The 20394-nt window shown below is 61.9% G+C and carries 16 protein-coding genes and 1 pseudogene; 9 read left to right on the top strand and 8 right to left on the bottom strand.

Going from position 1 to position 20394, the window contains the following annotated elements; genetic code table 11:
* Positions 1-2: 2 nt before the first annotated feature.
* The 8 genes from CAG02_RS14405 to edd form a co-directional block, all read right to left on the bottom strand.
* Positions 3-848, bottom strand: a complete 846-nt coding sequence (locus tag CAG02_RS14405; protein ID WP_085709654.1) for a carbohydrate ABC transporter permease — start codon at positions 846-848, stop codon at positions 3-5.
* Entirely contained in the window at positions 841-1749 is a 909-nt protein-coding gene (locus CAG02_RS14400) for a carbohydrate ABC transporter permease (protein ID WP_085709653.1), read from the bottom strand. The genes CAG02_RS14405 and CAG02_RS14400 overlap by 8 nt, the downstream gene beginning before the upstream one ends.
* 93 nt (positions 1750-1842) lie before the next feature.
* Positions 1843-3144, bottom strand: a complete 1302-nt coding sequence (locus tag CAG02_RS14395) for an ABC transporter substrate-binding protein (RefSeq protein WP_085709652.1) — start codon at positions 3142-3144, stop codon at positions 1843-1845.
* A 118-nt stretch (positions 3145-3262) separates the two neighbouring features.
* Complete coding sequence (locus CAG02_RS14390) at positions 3263-4522, bottom strand: AGE family epimerase/isomerase (RefSeq protein ID WP_085709651.1); 1260 nt, start codon at positions 4520-4522, stop codon at positions 3263-3265.
* A gap of 104 nt (positions 4523-4626) precedes the next feature.
* Entirely contained in the window at positions 4627-6054 is a 1428-nt protein-coding gene (locus CAG02_RS14385; RefSeq protein WP_162803532.1) for an ATP-binding protein, read from the bottom strand.
* A gap of 31 nt (positions 6055-6085) precedes the next feature.
* Positions 6086-6817, bottom strand: a complete 732-nt coding sequence (locus CAG02_RS14380; RefSeq protein WP_025112821.1) for a response regulator — start codon at positions 6815-6817, stop codon at positions 6086-6088.
* Between the two features lie 79 nt (positions 6818-6896).
* A complete protein-coding gene (locus CAG02_RS14375; RefSeq protein WP_085709649.1) occupies positions 6897-7853 on the bottom strand; it encodes a glucokinase in 957 nt (318 codons plus the stop codon).
* Positions 7850-9676: a phosphogluconate dehydratase gene (gene edd / locus CAG02_RS14370; RefSeq protein ID WP_011335614.1), complete on the bottom strand. Its 1827-nt coding sequence runs from the start codon at positions 9674-9676 to the stop codon at positions 7850-7852. Before edd ends, CAG02_RS14375 begins: the two co-directional genes overlap by 4 nt.
* Positions 9677-9897: 221 nt before the next feature.
* Between edd and gap the strand changes: the two genes are divergently transcribed.
* From gap to CAG02_RS14330, 9 genes and pseudogenes are all read left to right on the top strand, one after another.
* On the top strand, positions 9898-10899 hold the full coding sequence (gap, locus tag CAG02_RS14365) for a type I glyceraldehyde-3-phosphate dehydrogenase (protein ID WP_085709648.1): 1002 nt from the start codon (positions 9898-9900) through the stop codon (positions 10897-10899).
* Positions 10900-11090: 191 nt separating this feature from the next.
* A complete protein-coding gene (locus tag CAG02_RS14360) occupies positions 11091-11609 on the top strand; it encodes an RNA polymerase sigma factor (RefSeq protein ID WP_085709647.1) in 519 nt (172 codons plus the stop codon).
* A gap of 124 nt (positions 11610-11733) precedes the next feature.
* A complete protein-coding gene (locus tag CAG02_RS14355) occupies positions 11734-12699 on the top strand; it encodes a FecR domain-containing protein (protein ID WP_085709646.1) in 966 nt (321 codons plus the stop codon).
* A 122-nt stretch (positions 12700-12821) separates the two neighbouring features.
* A complete protein-coding gene (locus CAG02_RS14350; protein ID WP_085709645.1) occupies positions 12822-15407 on the top strand; it encodes a TonB-dependent receptor in 2586 nt (861 codons plus the stop codon).
* A gap of 108 nt (positions 15408-15515) precedes the next feature.
* Positions 15516-16112 carry a biliverdin-producing heme oxygenase gene (locus tag CAG02_RS14345; RefSeq protein ID WP_085709644.1) on the top strand — a complete coding sequence of 199 codons (597 nt, stop codon included), beginning with the start codon at positions 15516-15518 and terminating at the stop codon, positions 16110-16112.
* A 160-nt stretch (positions 16113-16272) separates the two neighbouring features.
* Positions 16273-16668 (top strand): YbaN family protein, encoded by a 396-nt coding sequence (locus CAG02_RS14340; RefSeq protein WP_085709643.1) that lies wholly within the window; start codon positions 16273-16275, stop codon positions 16666-16668.
* 102 nt (positions 16669-16770) lie between these two features.
* Positions 16771-18129, top strand: a pseudogene (locus tag CAG02_RS30215) (HAMP domain-containing protein); the annotation flags it as partial.
* Between the two features lie 102 nt (positions 18130-18231).
* On the top strand, positions 18232-18987 hold the full coding sequence (locus CAG02_RS30210) for a methyl-accepting chemotaxis protein (RefSeq protein ID WP_371320921.1): 756 nt from the start codon (positions 18232-18234) through the stop codon (positions 18985-18987).
* Between the two features lie 54 nt (positions 18988-19041).
* Positions 19042-20391 (top strand): CoA transferase, encoded by a 1350-nt coding sequence (locus tag CAG02_RS14330; protein WP_085709642.1) that lies wholly within the window; start codon positions 19042-19044, stop codon positions 20389-20391.
* Positions 20392-20394 lie beyond the last annotated feature (3 nt).

Genomic DNA, 20394 nt, shown 5'->3' with positions numbered 1-20394 from the left:
GATTACCCCTTGACTGCGCCGGCCGTCAGCCCGCGCACGAAATACTTGCCTGCGACCACATAGACCAGCAGGGTCGGCAGCCCGGCGATCATCGCCGCCGCCATGTCCACGTTGTATTCCTTGGCCCCGGTGCTGGTGTTGACCAGGTTGTTCAGCGCCACCGTGATCGGTTGCGAATCACCGCTGGAGAACACCACGCCGAACAGGAAGTCGTTCCAGATCTGGGTGAACTGCCAGATCAGGCAGACCATGATGATCGGGGTGGACATCGGCAGGATGATCCGCCGGAAGATCGTGAAGAACCCTGCACCATCCAGGCGTGCAGCCTTGATCAGCGCATCCGGAATGCTCACGTAGTAGTTACGGAAAAACAGCGTGGTGAACGCCAGGCCGTAGACCACGTGTACGAACACGAGGCCGGTGGTGGTGCTCGCCAGGCCCATCTTGCCGAGGGTGAACGACGCCGGCAGCAGCACGGTCTGGAACGGCAGGAAGCAGCCGAACAGCAACAGGCCGAAGAACAGCTGCGAACCCTTGAAGCGCCAGAACGACAGCACATAGCCGTTCAGCGCACCGATGGCGGTGGAGATGATCACGGCCGGAACGGTGATCTTGATCGAGTTCCAGAAGTAGCCGTCAACGGTGGCCCAGGCTTTCACCCAGCCGATGCCACTGACCACGGTCGGCCAGCTCAGCAGGTTGCCGGTGGAGATGTCTTCCGGGGTCTTGAAGCTGGTCAACAGCATTACCACCAGCGGCACCAGATACAGCAGGACCGCGAGAATCAGCACCGCGTAGATCGCGATGCGGCTCAGGCTGATGGCCGGTTTGGAGGCGAGACTAGTCATGACGCTTGGTCCTCAGCTCGGAGTACAGGTAAGGCACGATGATCGCGAGGATCGCACCGAGCATAAGAATCGCACTGGCCGAGCCCATGCCCATCTGCCCACGGCTGAACGTGAACGAGTACATGAACATCGCCGGCAAATCGGAGGAATAACCCGGGCCGCCAGCCGTCATGGCCGCCACCAGGTCGAAGCTCTTGATCGCGATGTGCGCCAGGATCATCACCGCACTGAAGAACACCGGACGCAGGCTTGGCAGCACCACTTTCCAGTAGATGCGCGGCATGCTCGCGCCGTCGATCTGGGCGGCGCGGATGATCGATTGATCAACGCCACGCAGACCGGCGAGAAACATCGCCATGATGAAGCCCGAAGCCTGCCAGACAGCCGCGATCACTAGGCAATACACCACGCGATCCGGGTCGATCAGCCAGTCGAGACGGAAGCCTTCCCAGCCCCAGTCCCGCAGCAATTTGTCCAGGCCCATGCCCGGGTTGAGCAGCCATTTCCACGCGGTACCGGTGACGATCATCGAGAGCGCCATCGGGTACAGGTAAATGGTGCGGATAAAGCCTTCGCGACGGATTTTCTGGTCGAGGAAAATCGCCAGGGTCACGCCGATCACCAGAGTGATAGCGATGAACATGCCGCCGAACACGGCCAGGTTCTTGCTCGCCACCCACCAGCGGTCGTTGTCGAACAGCCGCGCGTATTGCGCCAGGCCTGCCCACTTGTAGTTCGGCAGGAAGGTCGATGTGGTGAACGACAGGACAAACGTCCAGAGGATATAGCCATAGAAGCCCACCAGAACGATGAACATGCTCGGCGCCAGCACCAGTTTCGGTAGCCAGCGCTGCAATGCGTCGAACGGCGAGGCCTTGCTGAACACAGCAACAGAACTCATGGGAAGATCCAGTAAAAAAGATGAAGGACCGCTGCAAGCTCCCAGCCTCAAGCCGATGCGCGACTTGAAGCTGGCAGCTGCTCTACGCCGGTGTTACTTGGCAGCCTTGACGGCGGTGCCGAGTTTCTTCGCAGCGTCGGCCGGGTCGGCTTTCGGGTCGTTGATGAAGTTGGTCACGACATCGAAGAACGCGCCCTGTACGGCCAGCGTGGTCGCCATGTTGTGCGCCATGCTCGGCTGCAGGCCGCCGGTCTTGGCGTCTGCCAGGAAGTCCTTGGCAGCGGTCTGGGCACAGGAGTCGAAACCGTACTTGCCCATGTCGGCGAGCATGTCGTTGCGCACCGGGATCGAGCCCTTGTTGATGCTGAAGACTTTCTGGAAGTTTTCACCCAGCACGACTTTGGCGATGTCCTGCTGACCGGCCGCGGTACCCGCGTCCTTCTGCTTGAACACGGCCAGCGAGTCGATGTTGTAGGTGAACGCCTTGTCGGTGCCCGGGAAGGCTACGCACTCGTAATCCTTGCCGGCGACTTTCTTGGCGGCGGTCCATTCGGACTTGGCCCAGTCACCCATGATCTGCATGCCGGCCTTGCCGTTGATGACCTTGGCCGCTTCCAGGTTCCAGTCCTGGCCTTTGCCGTCGACGTCCATGTAGGTCGCGACTTTCTTCAGCTCGGTCAGCGCCTTGACCATTTCCGGGCCGGTCAGGGCAGCGTTGTCCAGGTCGACCAGGGCTTTCTTGTAACCATCAACGCCCATCACCGACAGCACGACCGCTTCGAACACGGTGCTGTCCTGCCAAGGCTGACCGCCGTGGGCCAGCGGGATGAAGCCCGCAGCCTTCAGCTTGTCGCCGGCGGCGTAGAATTCTTCGAGGGTGGTCGGGGCTTTGGCGATACCGGCTTTCTTGAAGACTTCCGGGTTGATCCACAGCCAGTTCACCCGGTGAATGTTCACCGGCACGGCCACGTAATCACCGTCGTACTTCACGGTATCGGAGACTTTCTTGTCGAGCAGGCTGTCCCACTTCTCGGACTTGGAAACGTCCTTCAGCACGTCAGTGTCGAGCAGACCGGTGGACGCCCATTCCTGGATGTCCGGGCCTTTGATCTGGGCCACGCCCGGCGGGTTGCCGGCGACCGCACGGCTTTTCAGCACGGTCATGGCGGTCGCACCGCCACCACCGGCGACAGCGCCGTCTTTCCAGGTGAAACCGTCTTTTTCCACTTGTGCCTTGAGCACATCGACGGCAGCTTTTTCGCCACCGGACGTCCACCAATGCACGACTTCCACCGAACCTTTGGATTCGGCAGCGGAAACACTCAGGGGCAGCACAGCGAGCGGGAACAGGGAGGCGACAGAAATGACAGTAGCGAGGCGAGAAATCGCATTCATCTGAGATGTACCTTTCTTGTTGTTATGCATGCAAGTCTGGTGCTTGCGCTGCACACGAGTTTAAACAGGACGTTTCCCCTCGCAGGTAACGAAGGGACGCGCAAATGTCACCGCATGGTTACACAGGAACAGGCCGGGACAACTGTGCCAGCGCAGTCGCCATGCTCGGCGCCAGCGGCAGACGCGGGATCAGCACCGCCTGCCAGGCGTGATACAGATCCGGTTTACCCGCCCAGATATCGGCACTTGGACGGTTCTGCGGATCGAGTTCGTGATGCCAGCTGCCGTCGCAGCGGTCGATGAAATTCGCTTCGCAGAATTCCCAGAATAGCCGGTACCAGGATTCGTACTGCGCATCGCCGGTGCGTTTGAGCAAGGCACTCGCGGCAGCGCTGGCTTCGGCGTGGGTCCAGTGCAGGCGATGGCGCACCACGGCCTTGTTGTCCCAGTCGAGGGTGTAGACGATGCCCGGGGCGCTATCGACGTCCCAGCCATGCCGGCAGTTGTTCTCGAACAGCTTTTGCGCATCGGTGGCCAGCCAGCCCGGCGTGAGCATGCCGGCCTGGACCCGCGCCGCTTCGAGGTGCAGCAACAGCCGCGCCCACTCGAAACCGTGGCCCGGCGTGGTGCCGTACGGACGGAAACCGTCGGCAGGATTGTCTTGGTTGTATTCGCGCAGCGGCTGCCAGTTTCGGTCGAAATGCTCGATCACCAGATAATCGTTGGCAGCGGCGTGACCGTGAATCACCCGCTCGACGATGCGTTGCGCACGCACTAGCCAGCGCGGGTCTTCGGTGACATCGGCCAGCGCAAGGAACGCTTCGGTGGCGTGCATGTTGCTGTTGGCGCCGCGATAGGCTTCTTCTTCACTCCAGTCACGGTTGAAGAATTCGCGTAGGGCGCCCTCTTCTTCGCTCCAGAAATACGTGTCGATGATGTCGATGGCGTCGTCCAGCAACGCCTGCGCGCCGGGACGTTGCGCGACCACTGCCGAACTCGCCGCGAGGGCGACGAACGCATGCAGATAAGCGTTCTTGCCGGTGTTGCCATCACGGTGTTCAGCGACGGCAAACCAGCCGCCGTGCAGCGCATCGCGCAACGGGCCGCGCAGGGCCGCGATGCCGTGATCGACCAGCTCGGCAAATCCCGGCAGCCCCTGAATGTGGGCCATGGCGAAGCTGTGAGTCATGCGTGCGGTGTTCATGGTTTCGGCTTGCGCGCCGGCCTGGAGCTGGCCGCGCTCATCAAGATTGCCGAAGCCTTCGGGCAACCGTGAAGCCTTGGCAAATGCCAGCAGGCGCAGGCCTTCGTCGGCGAGCCATTGCTGGTGGGCAGGGGCATTCAGCCAACTGCTGAAGCCCGGATTGAAGTGATCCATGGAAGGCCTTTTTTGTTGTTATGACTGCGGGCAGTCTAAACAACGGGCCGGGGTTGGCTTGTAACGAAGGGGGCAGGTTTTGTCACCAGTCGGTGACATTCAGATCAATCCGCCGAACGCGGCAATTGCAGGGTCACACGTAATCCGCCTTCACGCAGATTCTGCAACGTCACTTCACCGCCATGGCTATGGGCAATGTTGCGGGCAATCCCCAACCCGAGCCCATACCCCTGCTGCTGCCCCGCCAGCCGGAAGTGCGGCTCGAACACCTGCTCCAGCCGCTGCTCCGGCACGCCTGGCCCTTCATCGTCGACATGCAGCACGAACGCACTCTCGTCGTCATCGATATGCAAATGAGCGTTCTGCCCGTACTTCAGCGCATTGTCGATCAGGTTGCCGATGCAGCGCTTGAGCGCCAAGGGTTTGCCCGGATACGCCGCCAGCGCCCGTCCCTGCTGGGTCACGCGGCCATTGCCGTTGGGCGCCAGATACGGCTCCACCAGACAGTCGAGCACATGGTTCAGATCCACCGGCTCGATGTTTTCGTGGATGTCGGTGTCTTTGACGCATTGCAGCGCACCTTTGACCAGCAGCTCCAGCTCATCCAGGTCACGGCCGAACTTGGTTTGCAGCTGTTCGTCTTCCAGCAGTTCGACCCGCAGACGCAGACGGGTGATCGGCGTGCGCAGGTCATGGGAAATCGCGCTGAACAACTGACTGCGCTCGGTGAGGTAACGGCTGATGCGCTCGCGCATGGTGTTGAAGGCGCGGCCCACTTCCACCACTTCGCTGCCGCCGCCCTCGGCCACCGGCTCGACGTCGGCGCCCAGCGACAAGTCCCGCGCCGCCCGCGCCAGACGCTTGAGCGGCCGGCTCTGCCAGTGCACCAGCAGTCCGATGAACAGCAGCAGAAATCCGCTGGTGAAGACGATGAACCACACCTGCTGGGTCGGCAGGCCCTGCTCTTCGAGACTGGTGTAGGGCTCGGGCAACAGCGAGGCGATGTACAGCCATTCCCCCGGCGCCAACTGGATCTGGGTCACCAGCACCGGCGGATTCACCGGTTCCAGGGTCAGCGCGTAATGCGCCCAGGAGCGTGGCAACTCGTCGAGTTTCAACCCGGCGTTGAAGATCCGCAGATCATCGGGGCTGACGAAGGTCACCAGAATGTCGGTGTCCTGGCCCAGGGACTGACGCAGCACTTCATCCACGGCTTGAAGCACCGCTGCCTTGCGCGGTGTAACCGGCAACACCTCCATGCCCAGCGGTTTGTCATTCAGCGTCACCACAAAACGGGTGCCGCCCATGCTGCGCAACTGATCGAGCACCAACGGCCGATAAGCCACCGGCAACGAGCGGAAATAACTGACGCTGGCGGTCATCGAATGGGCGAGGCTGCGGGCGCTGGTGACCAGGCCTTCGAGCTGGGTCGCGCGCAACTGGGACACCCAGATCACGCTGGACAGCGTCTGGGCGAACAACACCGCGAGCAACGTCAGCAGCAACATCCGCCCAAGCAGCGAACGCGGCATCGGCACTTTGCGTGCAGTGTTGCGCAGGAACTCAGTGACCATTGCCGGCAACCACGTTGGCTGCCAGTTGGTAGCCGCTGCCGCGCACGGTGCGGATCAGTCGTGGCGGTTTTTCGGTGTCGCGCAGACGCTGACGCAAGCGGCTGACCGCCATGTCGACGATACGATCGAGAGGCATCAGGTCGCGGCCACGGGTGGCGTTGCCGATGGTGTCGCGGTCGAGGATTTCCTGGGGGTGATCAAGGAACAGTTTCAGCAAGGCGAAGTCGGCGCCGGACAGAATCACTTCCTCGCCGTCGGTGTGAAACAGCCGATGGCTGACCATATCCAGTCGCCACTCATCGAACGCCAGCACCTCGCTGCCGCTGCGTTCCTGACCGAACTGGGCACGGCGCAGCAGGGCCTTGATTCGCGCTTGTAATTCGCGGGGGCTGAAAGGTTTGCCGAGGTAGTCGTCGGCGCCCAGTTCCAGACCGATCACCCGATCGGCCTCGTCGGAACTGGCGGTGAGCATGATGATCGGCACCTGGGCCTGACGCGGATGCTGGCGCACCCAGCGGCACAGGCTGAAGCCGTCTTCATCGGGCAGCATCACATCAAGGATCACCAGATCGCTCGGCGCCTCGTTCAGCGCCTGGCGGAAACTGGCGCCGTCGGCCGTGGCCCGTACCTGAAAACCCGCGCGGGTCAGGTAGGTTTCCAGCAACTCGCGTATCTCCTGGTCGTCATCGACCAACAAAATCGACTTGTTGACTGAACTCACTTCGAAGGCATCCTTGTTGTTGGAATTGGGCGGATTATGCCTGATGTGCCGAGGGTTCCCACGCTCGGCGTGGGAATGTTCATTTACCGGATTGTTCGAGCGCCACTCCTGCACCGACCAGACCCGAGTACGGTGCCGTCACCAGCCACACCGGAATCCCCTTGAAGTAATCGCTCATGCAGCCCTTGTCGGCGAAGCTGCGGGCGAAACCGCTTTCCAGGAAGAAGTCGGCAAAGCGCGGAATCACGCCGCCAACGATGTACACCCCGCCGCGACCGCCAGTGGTCAGCACGTTGTTGCCGGCTACGCGACCGAGCCAGCAGCAGAATTGCTCCAGCACCTCCAGGGCAATCGGGTCACCGGCGAGGCCGGCTGCGGTGATCGCTTCCGGCGTGTCGAGTTTTGGCTCGTGGCCATCCACCGCGCAGATCGCCCGGTATACCCGAGGCAAACCGCCGCCGCTCAACGCGGTTTCCGCGCTGACGTGGCCGATCTCGTTGTGGATGTGCTGCCAGAGCTGGGTTTCACGCGGGCTGCTCAGCGGCAGATCGACGTGACCACCCTCTCCCGGCAACGCGGCAAACCGGCCTTCGCCCAGATCGAGCAAAGTGCCGACGCCCAGGCCGGTGCCCGGACCGATCACCACCGCCGGACGCAACGGTTCCGGCTCGCCTTCGCAGACCACGCGGAATTCGCCGGGCTGCAAACGGGTCATGCCCAGTGCCATGGCGGAGAAGTCGTTGACCAGCAGCAACTGCTCGACCTGCAACGCCTGGCAGAACGCCTTGCGGCTCAGGCGCCAGTGGTTGTTGGTGAACTTGAACTCATCGCCACTCACGGGACCTGCCACCGACAGGCACACCGAGCCGATGGCGCCCGGCGCCAGGCCGAGCCCGCTCAGGTAGAGGCTGATCGCCTCTTCCGGGCTGGCATGGTCGGCCGTGGCCAGCACCTGCACCGACTCGAGCTGCTGATCTTTCCACAACGCAAACCGCGCGTTGGTGCCTCCGATGTCACCGACCAAAGCCAGTTTCAATTAAGCGTCTCCAGGGCAGAAGTGAAGGCGCTGGCGCCCTGCTCTGCCGAGCTGAAGGCCAAACGCATGAAGCCAAACAGTTCGCGACCGCTACCGATGTTGTTGCCCAACAGGCCTTTGGCGGGTTCGCGCGCTGCGAATTCGGCGGCGTCCACCTTGAGTTCCAGGGTGCCTTTGACGCCATCGACGCGGATGATATCGCCCTCTTGCACGCGAGCCAAAGCGCCGCCGACATAAGCTTCGGGGCTCACGTGAATGGCCGCCGGGATTTTCCCCGAGGCGCCGGACATGCGCCCGTCAGTCACCAGCGCGACCTTGAAGCCGCGATCCTGCAGCACGCCGAGGAACGGCGTCATCTTGTGCAGTTCCGGCATGCCGTTGGAACGCGGGCCCTGGAAGCGCATCACCGCGACGAAATCCTTCTCCAGCAAACCGGCCTTGAAGGCGTCGGCCAGATCCTGTTGATCCTGGAACACCATGGCCGGTGCTTCGACGATCTGGTTTTCCAGCGCCACGGCGGACACCTTCATCACGCCGCGACCGAGGTTGCCTTCCATCACCCGCAAGCCTCCCTCTGCCGAGAACGCACGGGCCACCGGACGCAGGATGTTTTCGTCGAGGCTTTCGGTCGGGCCTTCGCGCCACACCAGTTTGCCGTTATCGAGGAACGGCTCCTTGGTGTACTGGCTCAAGCCGTGGCCGAGCACGGTGTTGACGTCTTCGTGCAGCAGGCCGGCTTCCAGCAGTTCGCGGATCAGGAACGACATGCCGCCCGCCGCCTGGAAGTGGTTGATGTCAGCCTTGCCGTTCGGATAGACGTGGCTCAGGGTCGGCACGACTTCGGAGAGGTCGGCCATGTCCTGCCAGGTCAGTTGAATGCCCGCCGCCATGGCGATGGCCGGCATGTGCAGGGTGTGGTTGGTCGAGCCGCCGGTGGCGTGCAGCGCGACGATCGAGTTGACCAGCGCCTTCTCGTCGACGATTTCGCCGATCGGCAGGAAGTTGCCGTTCTGTTTGGTCAGGCGTGTGACCTGGTGCGCGGCTTCGCGGGTCAGGGCCTCGCGCAGCGGCGTGTTCGGGTTGACGAAAGAAGCACCCGGCAAGTGCAGGCCCATGACTTCCATCAGCAACTGGTTGGTGTTGGCGGTGCCGTAGAACGTGCAGGTGCCCGGGCTGTGGTAGGACTTCATTTCCGATTCCAGCAGCTCTTCGCGGGTCGCCTTGCCTTCGGCGTACTTCTGCCGCACGTCGGCTTTTTCCTTGTTGGAAATCCCCGAGACCATCGGCCCGCCCGGCACGAAGATCGTCGGCAGGTGACCGAAACGCAGGGAGCCCATCATCAGGCCCGGCACGATCTTGTCGCAGATGCCGAGCATCAGCGCGCCGTCGAACATGTTGTGGGAGAGCGCCACCGCCGTCGACATCGCGATCACTTCGCGGCTCGGCAGGCTCAGCTCCATGCCCGGCTCGCCCTGGGTCACGCCGTCGCACATGGCAGGCGTGCCGCCGGCGAACTGGCCGACCGAGCCGATTTCGCGCAGGGCGTTCTTGATCTGTTCCGGGAAGACTTCGTACGGCTGGTGCGCCGAAAGCATGTCGTTATACGACGAAACAATGGCGATGTTCGCCGAGTTCATCATCCGCAGGCTGTGCTTGTCTTCGCTGCCACACCCGGCCACGCCATGGGCGAAGTTGGCGCATTGCAGCTTGCCGCGCATCGGCCCGTCGGTTGCGGCGCCGCGAATGAGCGCAAGGTAAGCCTGACGCGTGGCGCGGCTGCGGGCGATAAGCCGTTCGGTGACCTCAAGAACGCGGGGATGCATGTGTAGAACTCCAGGCTAACGGATGTGGCGACCTGATTGTCTATGCTGACCAAAGCGCCCGCACGCGTGGGATGACGGGCGGTTTCCTTGACCATTCGGACCAGTTGATTCAGGTCACTCGTTGTAGATAAAACAAAATATTGCCACTAAAAAGGCTTGTTTTCTATTTTTATGCGAATAATCTTGTAATTCCAACAACAAAACGACGGCGGCGCTGTTCAATGACTCTTCGAATCGCAATCAATGGTTTTGGCCGCATCGGCCGTAATGTCCTGCGCGCACTGTATACCCAAGGCTATCGACAGGATTTGCAGATCGTCGCCATCAACGATCTGGGCGACAGCGCGATCAATGCGCACTTGCTCAAATACGATACCGTTCACGGCACGTTCGATGCTGAAGTTGCGCATGACAACGAGAGTCTGACCGTCAACGGTGACCGTATTTCGGTCAGCGCCATCCGCAACCCTGCCGAACTGCCGTGGGCTGCGGAAAAGATTGATGTGGTTTTCGAATGCACCGGTCTGTTCACCGACCGGGCCAAAGCCGCTGCGCATATTACCGCCGGCGCACGCAAAGTGATTATCTCGGCCCCGGCCAAAGGCGCCGATGCCACCGTCGTTTATGGTGTGAACCACGACATTCTGCGCCAGTCGCACCAGATCATTTCCAACGCCTCGTGCACCACCAACTGCCTGGCCCCGGTGGCCCAGGTGCTGCACCGCGAACTGGGCATCGAAAGCGGTCTGATGACCACGATTCACGCCTACACCAACGACCAGAACCTGACCGACGTCTACCACACCGACCCGTACCGCGCCCGCTCCGCCACCCAAAACATGATCCCGAGCAAGACCGGCGCCGCCGAAGCCGTGGGCCTGGTGCTGCCGGAACTGGCGGGTAAGCTGACCGGCATGGCCGTGCGTGTGCCGGTGATCAATGTGTCGCTGGTTGACCTGACTGTGCAGTTGAAACGCGAAGCCTCGGCCGATGAAGTTAACGCACTGATGAAAGCGGCGAGCCAGCACTCGAAAATCCTCGGCTACAACACCCTGCCGCTGGTATCGAGCGACTTCAACCACAACCCGCTGTCGTCGATCTTCGACGCCAACCACACAAAATCCAGCGGCAAACTGCTGAAGGTGCTGGCCTGGTACGACAACGAGTGGGGCTTCTCCAACCGCATGCTCGATAACTGCCTGGCGCTGTGCAACGCGGAATAAAACGCCTACCCCCTGTGGGAGCGGGCTTGCTCGCGAATGCGGTGGGTCAGTCGACATATTTATTGCCTGACACGACGCTTTCGCGAGCAAGCCCGCTCCCACAGTTTTTTGATTTCAATCTGAAATCAACACTTGACCACTCGGGCGGATGATAAGCATTATCATTCGCTCGAAATGGATCAGGTCCTCCCGTGAGTCAGTCGCAGTTCAATCACGTTTTCCTCGCCCAGCGCACTTCATTGCTGCGAACGCTGGAACGCATGGTCAACAACCACAGCACCGCCGAAGACCTGTTGCAGGAAACCTACCTGCGCGTCACACGGGCGCTGAGCGAACGGGCCATCGATCACCTTGAACCCTTTGTCTTCCAGACCGCGCGCAACCTGGCGCTGGACCATTTGCGTGCGCGCAAGATCCATTCGCGGACCATGGTCGACGACGTGCCGCAGGACGTGGTGCACAGCGTCGCCGCCCCTGCCAGCAGCGCCGAAGACGCCGCCCACGCCGAACAATTGCTGGAGCGCTTGAACGTGAGCCTCGGTGAACTCAGCCCCCGTCAGCAGCAAATCTTCATCCTCAGCCGCCTGCACGGGCACAGCTATCAGGAAATCGCCGAAGAACTCAGCGTGTCCCTCAGCACGGTGCAGAAAGAACTCAAATTGATCATGACCATTTGCATCGGTGTCGCCGAGCGCTTGAATGGCGACTGATGCCGTAGGCTTTTTCGGTAAACGACAGGATCGACTGCACTGATCATCGGCCTTTGTTACCCTTGCCCGACTTTTACGCTTCACTAAAAAAACAGCCGTGCACAGACACTGCCGAGGAAACACCGTGACGGACACCCACCGCCCTCCTTCGCCCGACACGGCGCAGGACGCCGCCAACGCAATGGACCAGGCACTGAACTGGCTCATCGTGCTCGGCAGCCCGGACGAGGAACAGACCCGGCAGTTTCATGCCTGGCTGGCGGCCGATCCGTTGAACGCCCAGGCATTCGCCAAGGCCCAGTCGATCTGGGACGGCCCGCAGATCGCCCAGTGCGCGCAAGACCTCGCAGCCAGACCGAAGAAAGTCACCGTCCTCACCCGTCTGCGCCCGCACTGGAAACCGCTGGCCACCGCTGCGGTGCTGATTCTCGGTCTGTTCAGTTTCAGCAACCTGCCGATGCGTCTGCAGGCCGATCACCTGACCGTGGTCGGCGAGCGGCAACGTTTGCAGCTTGAGGACGGTTCGAAAGTCCTGCTCAACACCAATTCCGCCTTCTCCAGCACGATCAACGATCGCCAACGAGTTGCGCGGCTGTATCAGGGCGAAGCGTTTTTCGAGATTCCGGCCAGCCGCAGCCAGCCGCTGGAAATCGACGCCGGGCCGGTGAAGGCCAGCGTGCGCGACACCGCGTTCGCCGTGCGTTATCTGGATGGCGTGGCGCAGGTGCGGGTGCAGCGTGGCGATGTCGATCTGCGTGCCACCCGTGACGATGCCCGGGTGCGTCTGTCCGCCGGGGAAAGCATCCGCATCGGTCCGAATGGTTTCGACCGGACGGCCAAGGTCGACGCCGCTACCGATCTGGCGTGGGTGCAGGGTCGGTTGATCTTCGAAAACTGCCCGTTGAACCAGGTGCTGGCGGAACTGCGCCGCTACTATCCGGGTTTCATCATCAACACCAACGAACATCTGGCCGACGTAGCCGTCACCGGCAATTACCGCCTCGACCAGCCGCTGGACGTGGTGCGTTCGCTCGCTCACATCACCTCGGCCAAGCTTCAGGAATTCCCGGCGCTGGTGATTCTGAACTAAATGAGAATTATTTTTACTCGATAGCCGAAGCTCGTTCGTCTCGTTATAGCCAATGCAATTGATTCGCATCTTCGGACGTGAATCAGCACCTATAAAGATTCGTGCGACACGGAGCGCTATCGATGTCCTCACGCCTTACCCGCCAGACTTCTTCCCCTTCCCGCGTGCTGTCGCTGCTGACTGCCGCCATCCTGATGGCCGGCACCGCGCCACTGATGGCCGCTACCGAGCAACCGGCACGCAACATGGGCGATTACTCGTTCGCCATCGGCCAGCAACCGCTGGTGTCGGCGCTCAACGCGTTCACCGCCGTCACCGGCTGGCAGGTCGGTTTGCCGGCCGAACTGGGTAAAGGCGTGTCGTCCCCGGGCGTGCGCGGTTCGCTGCCACCGGAAAAAGCCCTGGAGCGCCTGTTGGTGGGGACCAACCTGAGCTTCCGCAAGCTGAGCAACAACAACGTCGTGCTGGAAAAACGCAACAACAGCGGCGCACTCAACCTCGACCAGGTGACCATCAGCGCCACCCGTCAGGAACAGTCGGTCAACAGCGTACCGGCCACCGTCACCGTGCAGACCCGTCAGGACCTGGACCGCAACAACGTCAACACCATCAAGGATCTGGTGCGCTACGAGCCGGGCGTGTCCGTCGGCGGCGCCGGTCAGCGCGGCGGTATCAGCGGCTACAACATTCGCGGCATCGACGGTGACCGCATCCTGACTCAAGTGGATGGTGTCGAAGTACCGGACGGCTTCTTCAACGGCCCGTACGCCAAGACTCAACGCAACTACGTCGACCCGGAAATCGTCAAACGCGTGGAAATCCTTCGCGGCCCGGCCTCGGTGCTGTACGGCAGCAACGCCATCGGCGGCGCGGTCAGCTACTACACCCTCGACCCGGATGACATCATCAAGCCCGGCAAAGACGTCGGCGCCCGCCTGAAAACCGGCTACAGCTCCGCCGACGACAGCTGGTTGAAATCCGCCACCGTCGCCGGTCGCGCCGAGCAGTTCGACGGTTTGCTGCACTACAGCCAGCGCGACGGTCATGAAACCGATTCCTACGGCAGCAACAACGGCACCGGTCTTGAGCGCACCGCCGCCAACCCGGAAGACGTGAAAGCCTCCAACGTGCTGGCCAAGATCGGCTGGAACTACAACGAAGGTTCGCGTCTGGGCCTGACCTACGAAAAGTACAAGGATGATCGCGACACCGATCAAAAAAGTGCTTACGGCGGCCCGTTCTTCAATGGCGCTCCGACCATTCCGAACAGCGTGCTGCCTGGCGGCATGTACCAGTGGCGTACCGGCAACGACACCGTCACCCGTGAGCGTTTCGGCCTGGAGCACAGCTTCGCCCTCGACAGCCTGTTGGCCGACAACGTGAAGTGGAGCCTCAACCACCAGGTCGCCAAGACCGACCAGAGCACCGAAGAGTTCTACTACCCGATGACCCGTAAAGTGCTGCGTACCCGCGACACGATCTACGAGGAAAAACAATGGGTGTTCGATGCGCAACTGGACAAGGCATTCGCCATCGGTGACACCGATCACGTGCTGACCTACGGCACCACGATCAAGCAACAGAAAGTCACTGGTTCGCGCAGCGGCGACGGCAAGTGCCTGGCAGTCGGTCGCGGCTGCACCGCCATCGGCGCCACCAGTGCGGCGGACGTGCTGAAGAAGTCCAGCGACTTCCCGGACCCGACCATCAACACCTACAGCCTGTTCGCCCAGGACCAGATCAGCTGGAACAAATGGACCTTCCTGCCAGGCCTGCGCTACGACTACACCCAGCTCAAGCCACACATCACTCAGGAATTCCTAAACACCGTGGCTGCCGATGGCAAAGGCACGGTGAGCGACGAAAACAAGACCTGGCATAAAGTCTCGCCGAAATTCGGCCTGACCTACGCCCTGACCGACAACTACACCTGGTACGGTCAATACGCCGAAGGCTTCCGCACTCCGACCGCGAAAGCGTTGTACGGCCGCTTCGAGAACAGCACCACCGGCTACAACGTGGCGCCGAACCCGAACCTGGAACCGGAAAAGAGCAAAAGCTATGAAACCGGTCTGCGCGGCAACTTCGAGCAAGGCTCGTTCGACGTGGCGGTGTTCTATAACAAGTACCGCGATTTCATCAACGAAGACGCCGTCACCCCGGGCTACAGCGAGCTGACCTTCCAGTCCAGCAACATCAAGCACGCCACCATCAAGGGTGCCGAAGTCAAAGGTCGCCTGAACCTGGATTCGTTCGGTGCGCCGCAAGGTCTGTACACCCAGGGTTCGATCTCCTACGCCTACGGACGCAACAACGACAACGGCGAGCCGTTGAACAGCGTCAATCCGCTGACCGGCGTATTCGGTCTGGGTTATGACCAGGACAACTACGGCGGCCTGCTGAGCTGGACCGTGGTGAAGAAAAAGGATCGCGTCGACGACACCAACTTCAAGTCGCCGGACGGTGTCAGCAGTCAATTCAAATCCCCGGGCTTCGGCATTCTCGATCTGGCCGGCTACTACAAGGTGACCGACGACGTCACCGTCAGCGGCGGCATCTACAACCTGACCGACAAGAAGTACTGGTTGTGGGATGACGTGCGCGGTTACGACAGCGTCGGCGAAGCGTCGGTGACACAACCGGCCAACCTCGATCGCCTGACCCAGCCGGGTCGCAACTTCGCGATCAACCTGGTCTGGGATATCTGATCCGGATGACCTCACGGCGCGTGCATTGCCGCGCCGTGAGGTTTTTTTACTGTCCCGCGCTTGCCCGTTCGTCTCGTTATCAAGCGCCTCTTTTATCAAGGACATCTCATGAGCACCCCGGAAAAAGCCCTGCGTTCGCAACGCCTGAACCAGATCACTCACGAGCCGCACAGCAAGCTCGATGCGCTGGTGAAAGCCCATGCGCCGTTCGAGACTCGCGCCAATTTTGCCCGCTTCGTGGTCGCGCAGTACTTGTTCCAGTCGGAACTGGTCTCGCTGTACAACGATGCCGAACTGACTGCCATCGTCCCTGACCTGCCGGCCCGCTGCCGCGCTGAAGCGGCCAAGGCCGACCTTGCGGACCTGGACACCGAAGTGCCTGCGCCCGTCGCCGGCGCGGTGAAAAACCCGAGCAAGGCCCGCGCCCTGGGCTGGATCTTCGTGTCCGAGGGTTCCAAGCTCGGCGCGGCGTTCCTGATCAAACGCGCCGTTGCCCTGGAACTGAGCGAAACCTTCGGCGCCCGTCACCTGGGCGAGCCTGAAGGCGGTCGCGCCGAAGGCTGGAAGAGCTTCGTGCGCACCCTCGATTCGCTGCAATTCAGCGCCGAAGAAGAAGCCGAAGTGGAGCAAGGCGCGATCGACGCATTCAACCGCTTCACCGTGCTGCTGGAACAGGCTTACGCCACGGAAGCCGAACCGGCCTGATCCCTGTGGGAGCGAGCTTGCTCCGGGCGGCGTTCCGACGAAGGCGACGGCACATTCAACATAAATGTGCATGACACACCGCTTTCGCGAGCAAGCTCGCTCCCACAGGAGTCTTGGCAAATCTGTAGAATCCCCGTTTCGCCTCACACACTTCGAGCCCATGCCCCAACCCGCCTCCTCCCGACTCGCCCGCCTGCTGTTCGGCCTGCTCGCCTACGTCAGCCTCGGCATCGGCCTGATCGCCATCGTCGTGCCCGGCCTGCCGACCACCGAGTTCATCCTGCTCGCCGCCTGGGCCGCGACCCGCAGCTCGCCGCGCCTGAGTGCCTGGCTGGAAAACCATCGGCTGTTCGGGCCGATCCTGAGCAACTGGCGTAACGGCAAGATCATCGCCCGCAAGGCCAAGGTCAGCGCCACCGTCAGCATGCTGCTGTGCGCCACCCTGATGCTGGTGGTGCTCGATCACGGCTGGCCGGTCTATCTGGCAATTGCCGGCATGACCCTGGGTAACCTGTGGATCTGGTCACGCCCGGAATCGCTGCCGAAGATTTCCTGATTTTTCCCTTCTTTTCAGGGCTTTTGCCCGCGCAAACGTTTTGCCGCGACCGTTCGTCGGCATGCGCCTCATGCACCCTCGCCCCGCGCCGATGAGCATTGAATGGCGCTGAATGGATTTGGCGAACCGGGCAACTCCGTGCCCCGTAGCCAACAGTTCATTCATTCGCGAGAACACCCCATGTTCGACTCCCTGTCCATTCGCCTGAAAATCGTCCTGCTGTCCGGGCTGTGCCTGCTCGGCGTGGTTGCGCTGATCGTCGGCATCAACATCTACCAGACCAACCAGAACGACGAACTGGTCAGCGATTCGAGCAGCAAGATGCTCACCGCCAGCGTGCAGAACCTGCTGCAGGCCAAGGCGGCCGAACAGGCGGTGCAGGTGCAGAAAACCTTTGGCGAGAGCCTGCTGGTGATCACCGCACTGGCCGACCAGATCAAGGACATGCGCGTCATGGCCGCCAAGCGTTCGCTGGACGCCGGGGCCTTGCGTGAAGAATTGAACCTGAGCCTGAAAACCGCGTTCGAGCGCAACAGCAAGGTGCTGGGTATCTGGCTGGCCTTCGAACCCAACGGCCTGGACGGCAAGGACAGCGAGTTCGTCAACGACGCCGCGCGCCAGTCCAACGAAGCCGGGCGCTTCGCCACTTACTGGAGCCGCGCCGGCGGTTCTGCGCTGAACACGATCATGGTCGAAGAAGACATGACCAAGACCACCCTCAGTGTCAGCGGCACGCCCTACAACAGTTGGTACACCTGTCCTCGCGACAACAAGCGCACCTGCCTGCTCGACCCGTACGCCGACACCGTGGGCACCAAGGAAATGCTCATGACCACCATTTCCGTGCCGCTGCTGGTGGACGGCAAGGCCATCGGCGTGGTCGGCATCGACATCGCCCTCGACGCCCTGCAAGCGGCGGCCGTGGGTTCCCAGCGCGAACTGTTCAACGGTGCCGGGCACATGCTGATCGTTTCCGGCAGCGGCGTGCTCGGCGCCTACAGCACCGACGCGACCAAGGTCGGCAAAGGCATCGCCGAGACCCTGGGCGCCGAAGGCAAGGACATCCTGCAACTGCTGAGCGCCGGCACACCGAAGATTCTCGAACAGGGCGATCTGATCCGCGCCGTGTACCCGGTCGACCCGATCGGCAACTCCCGGGCCTGGGGCGTGGTCATCGATTTGCCGAAACAAGTGCTGCTGGCCGACTCGGTCAAGCTGCAAGCGGTGCTCGATGACGCTCAGCAAACCGGCGTGATGACCGCGTTGGCGGTGGCCGTGATCGCCGGCCTGATCGGCCTGGTGCTGATCTGGCTCACTGCTTCGGGCGTGACCCGGCCGATCAACAGCGTCGCCGAAATGCTGAAGAACATCGCCAGCGGCGAAGGCGATCTGACCCAGCGCCTGAACTACACCAAAAAGGATGAACTGGGCGAACTGGTGAACTGGTTCAACCGCTTCCTCGACAAGCTGCAACCGACCATCGCCCAGATCAAACAAAGCATCACCGAAGCCCGAGGCACCGCCGATCAGTCGTCGGAGATCGCCCGCCAGACCAGCGAAGGCATGCAGGTGCAGTTCCGCGAGATCGATCAGGTGGCCACCGCCTCCAACGAAATGAGCGCCACCGCCCACGACGTGGCCAACAGCGCCTCGAACGCCGCCAATGCGGCCAAGGGCGCCGATCAGTCGGCCAAGGACGGGATGTCGATCATCGAACGCAGCACCCGCGACATCAATCAATTGGCTGATGAAGTCAGCAAGGCGGTGACCGAAGTCGAGGAACTGGCGGTCAACAGCGAACAGATCGGTTCCGTGCTGGAAGTGATCCGCAGCATCGCCGAACAGACCAACCTGCTGGCGCTGAACGCCGCGATCGAAGCAGCCCGCGCTGGTGAAAGCGGTCGTGGTTTCGCGGTCGTCGCCGACGAAGTCCGTAACCTGGCCAAGCGCACTCAGGATTCGGTCGAGGAAATCCGCGTGGTCATCGAACGCATCCAGACCGGCACCCGTGGCGTGGTAGCGACCATGCATTCGAGCCAGACCCAGGCCCACAACAACGCCGGGCAGATCCGCCAGGCCGTGGACGCCCTCGGCAAGATCAGCGACGCGGTCACCGTCATCAGCGACATGAACCTGCAGATCGCCAGCGCCGCCGAACAGCAGAGCGCCGTGGCCGAAGAGGTCAACCGCAACGTCTCGGCGATCCGCACCGTCACCGAAACCCTGACCGAACAGGCCACCGAATCGGCGGCGATCAGCAGCCAGCTCAACGCCCTGGCCAGTCAGCAGATGAAATTGATGGATCAGTTCCGCGTCTGACCTCCCCCGATCGTCATCTGTTCTATGATCAGGCCCTCTTCCGGAGGGCCTTCGATGACTGATCTGCTCACGTCCATTCAAGCCGCACTCGGTTTGCCCAGCACACCGATTCCATTCACCGGCGAGGGCGCCCTGCCCTCGGCGTTTGCCGTCACCGACCTTGCCTGCGCGAGCATTGCCGCGGCCGGGCAAGCGGTCGGCGAATTGCTCCGGCAGCAGACCGGCCAATTGCCCGATATGGCCGTCGACCGCCGCCTCGCCTCGTTCTGGTTCGCCACCTCACTGCGACCGATAGGTTGGGAAGTGCCGCCGCTGTGGGATCCGGTGGCCGGCGACTACGCAACAAAAGATGGCTGGATTCGCCTGCACACCAACGCCCCGCATCACCGCGCCGCCGCTGAAAGCGTGCTCGGTGCCTGTGCCGATCGCGCGGCCATGGCGACGAAAGTCGCGCAATGGGCCAGTGCCGATCTGGAGCAAGCGGTGGTCGATGCCAAGGGTTGTGCTGCCGAAATGCGCAGTTGGGAACAGTGGCAGAAACACCCGCAAGGATTGGCGGTGAACGCCGAACCCTTGGTGCGTTTCAGTGATGGGAAAGATGAAAGTCGTCAACTCTGGCAAGGCTCGGTGGCGCAGCCATTGGCCGGGCTCAAGGTGCTCGATCTGACCCGCGTCCTCGCCGGCCCGACCGCCAGCCGCTTTCTCGCGGGGCTCGGCGCCAATGTCCTGCGCATCGACCCGCCGACCTGGAACGAACCCGGCGTGGTGCCGGAAGTCACCCTCGGTAAACGCTGTGCGCGGCTGGATCTGCATCAACCGGCAGATCGGGCGGTGTTTGAAGGTTTGCTCAAGGACGCTGACATTCTGCTGCACGGCTACCGCGCCGATGCGCTTGAACACCTCGGTTTCGGTGCCGAACGTCGCCGACAACTGGCTCCAGGGCTGATCGACGTCTGCCTGAATGCCTACGGCTGGAGCGGTCCGTGGCAGAGCCGCCGGGGCTTCGACAGTCTGGTGCAGATGAGCAGCGGGATTGCCGAGGCCGGACAGCGCTGGAAGCAGGCGGACAAACCGACGCCGCTACCGGTGCAGGCACTGGATCATGCGACGGGGTATCTGATGGCGGCGAGTGTGATCCGGTTGCTGGCTGAAAGGTTACGCAGTGGTCGAGGTGGGTCCGCTCGACTGTCGCTGGCGCGGACGGCGAAGCTGTTGATCGAGCAGGAACCGGGCACGAACGAAGTGCTGCGTCTGGAAGATGCACAGGATCAGAGCTTGCGGCTGGAGCAGACGCCCTGGGGGCCGGCGCATCGGCTGCAAGCGCCTTTGAAGATCAGCGGGACGCCATTGCAGTGGACATTGCCGGCCACCGAGTTGGGTTCACATCAAGCGCGATGGTTTTGACTG

The organism is Pseudomonas sp. R43(2017) (assembly GCF_002112345.1).
Taxonomy (GTDB): Bacteria; Pseudomonadota; Gammaproteobacteria; order Pseudomonadales; family Pseudomonadaceae; genus Aquipseudomonas; species Aquipseudomonas kribbensis.
This window is presented reverse-complemented; position numbering and strand designations above follow the sequence as displayed.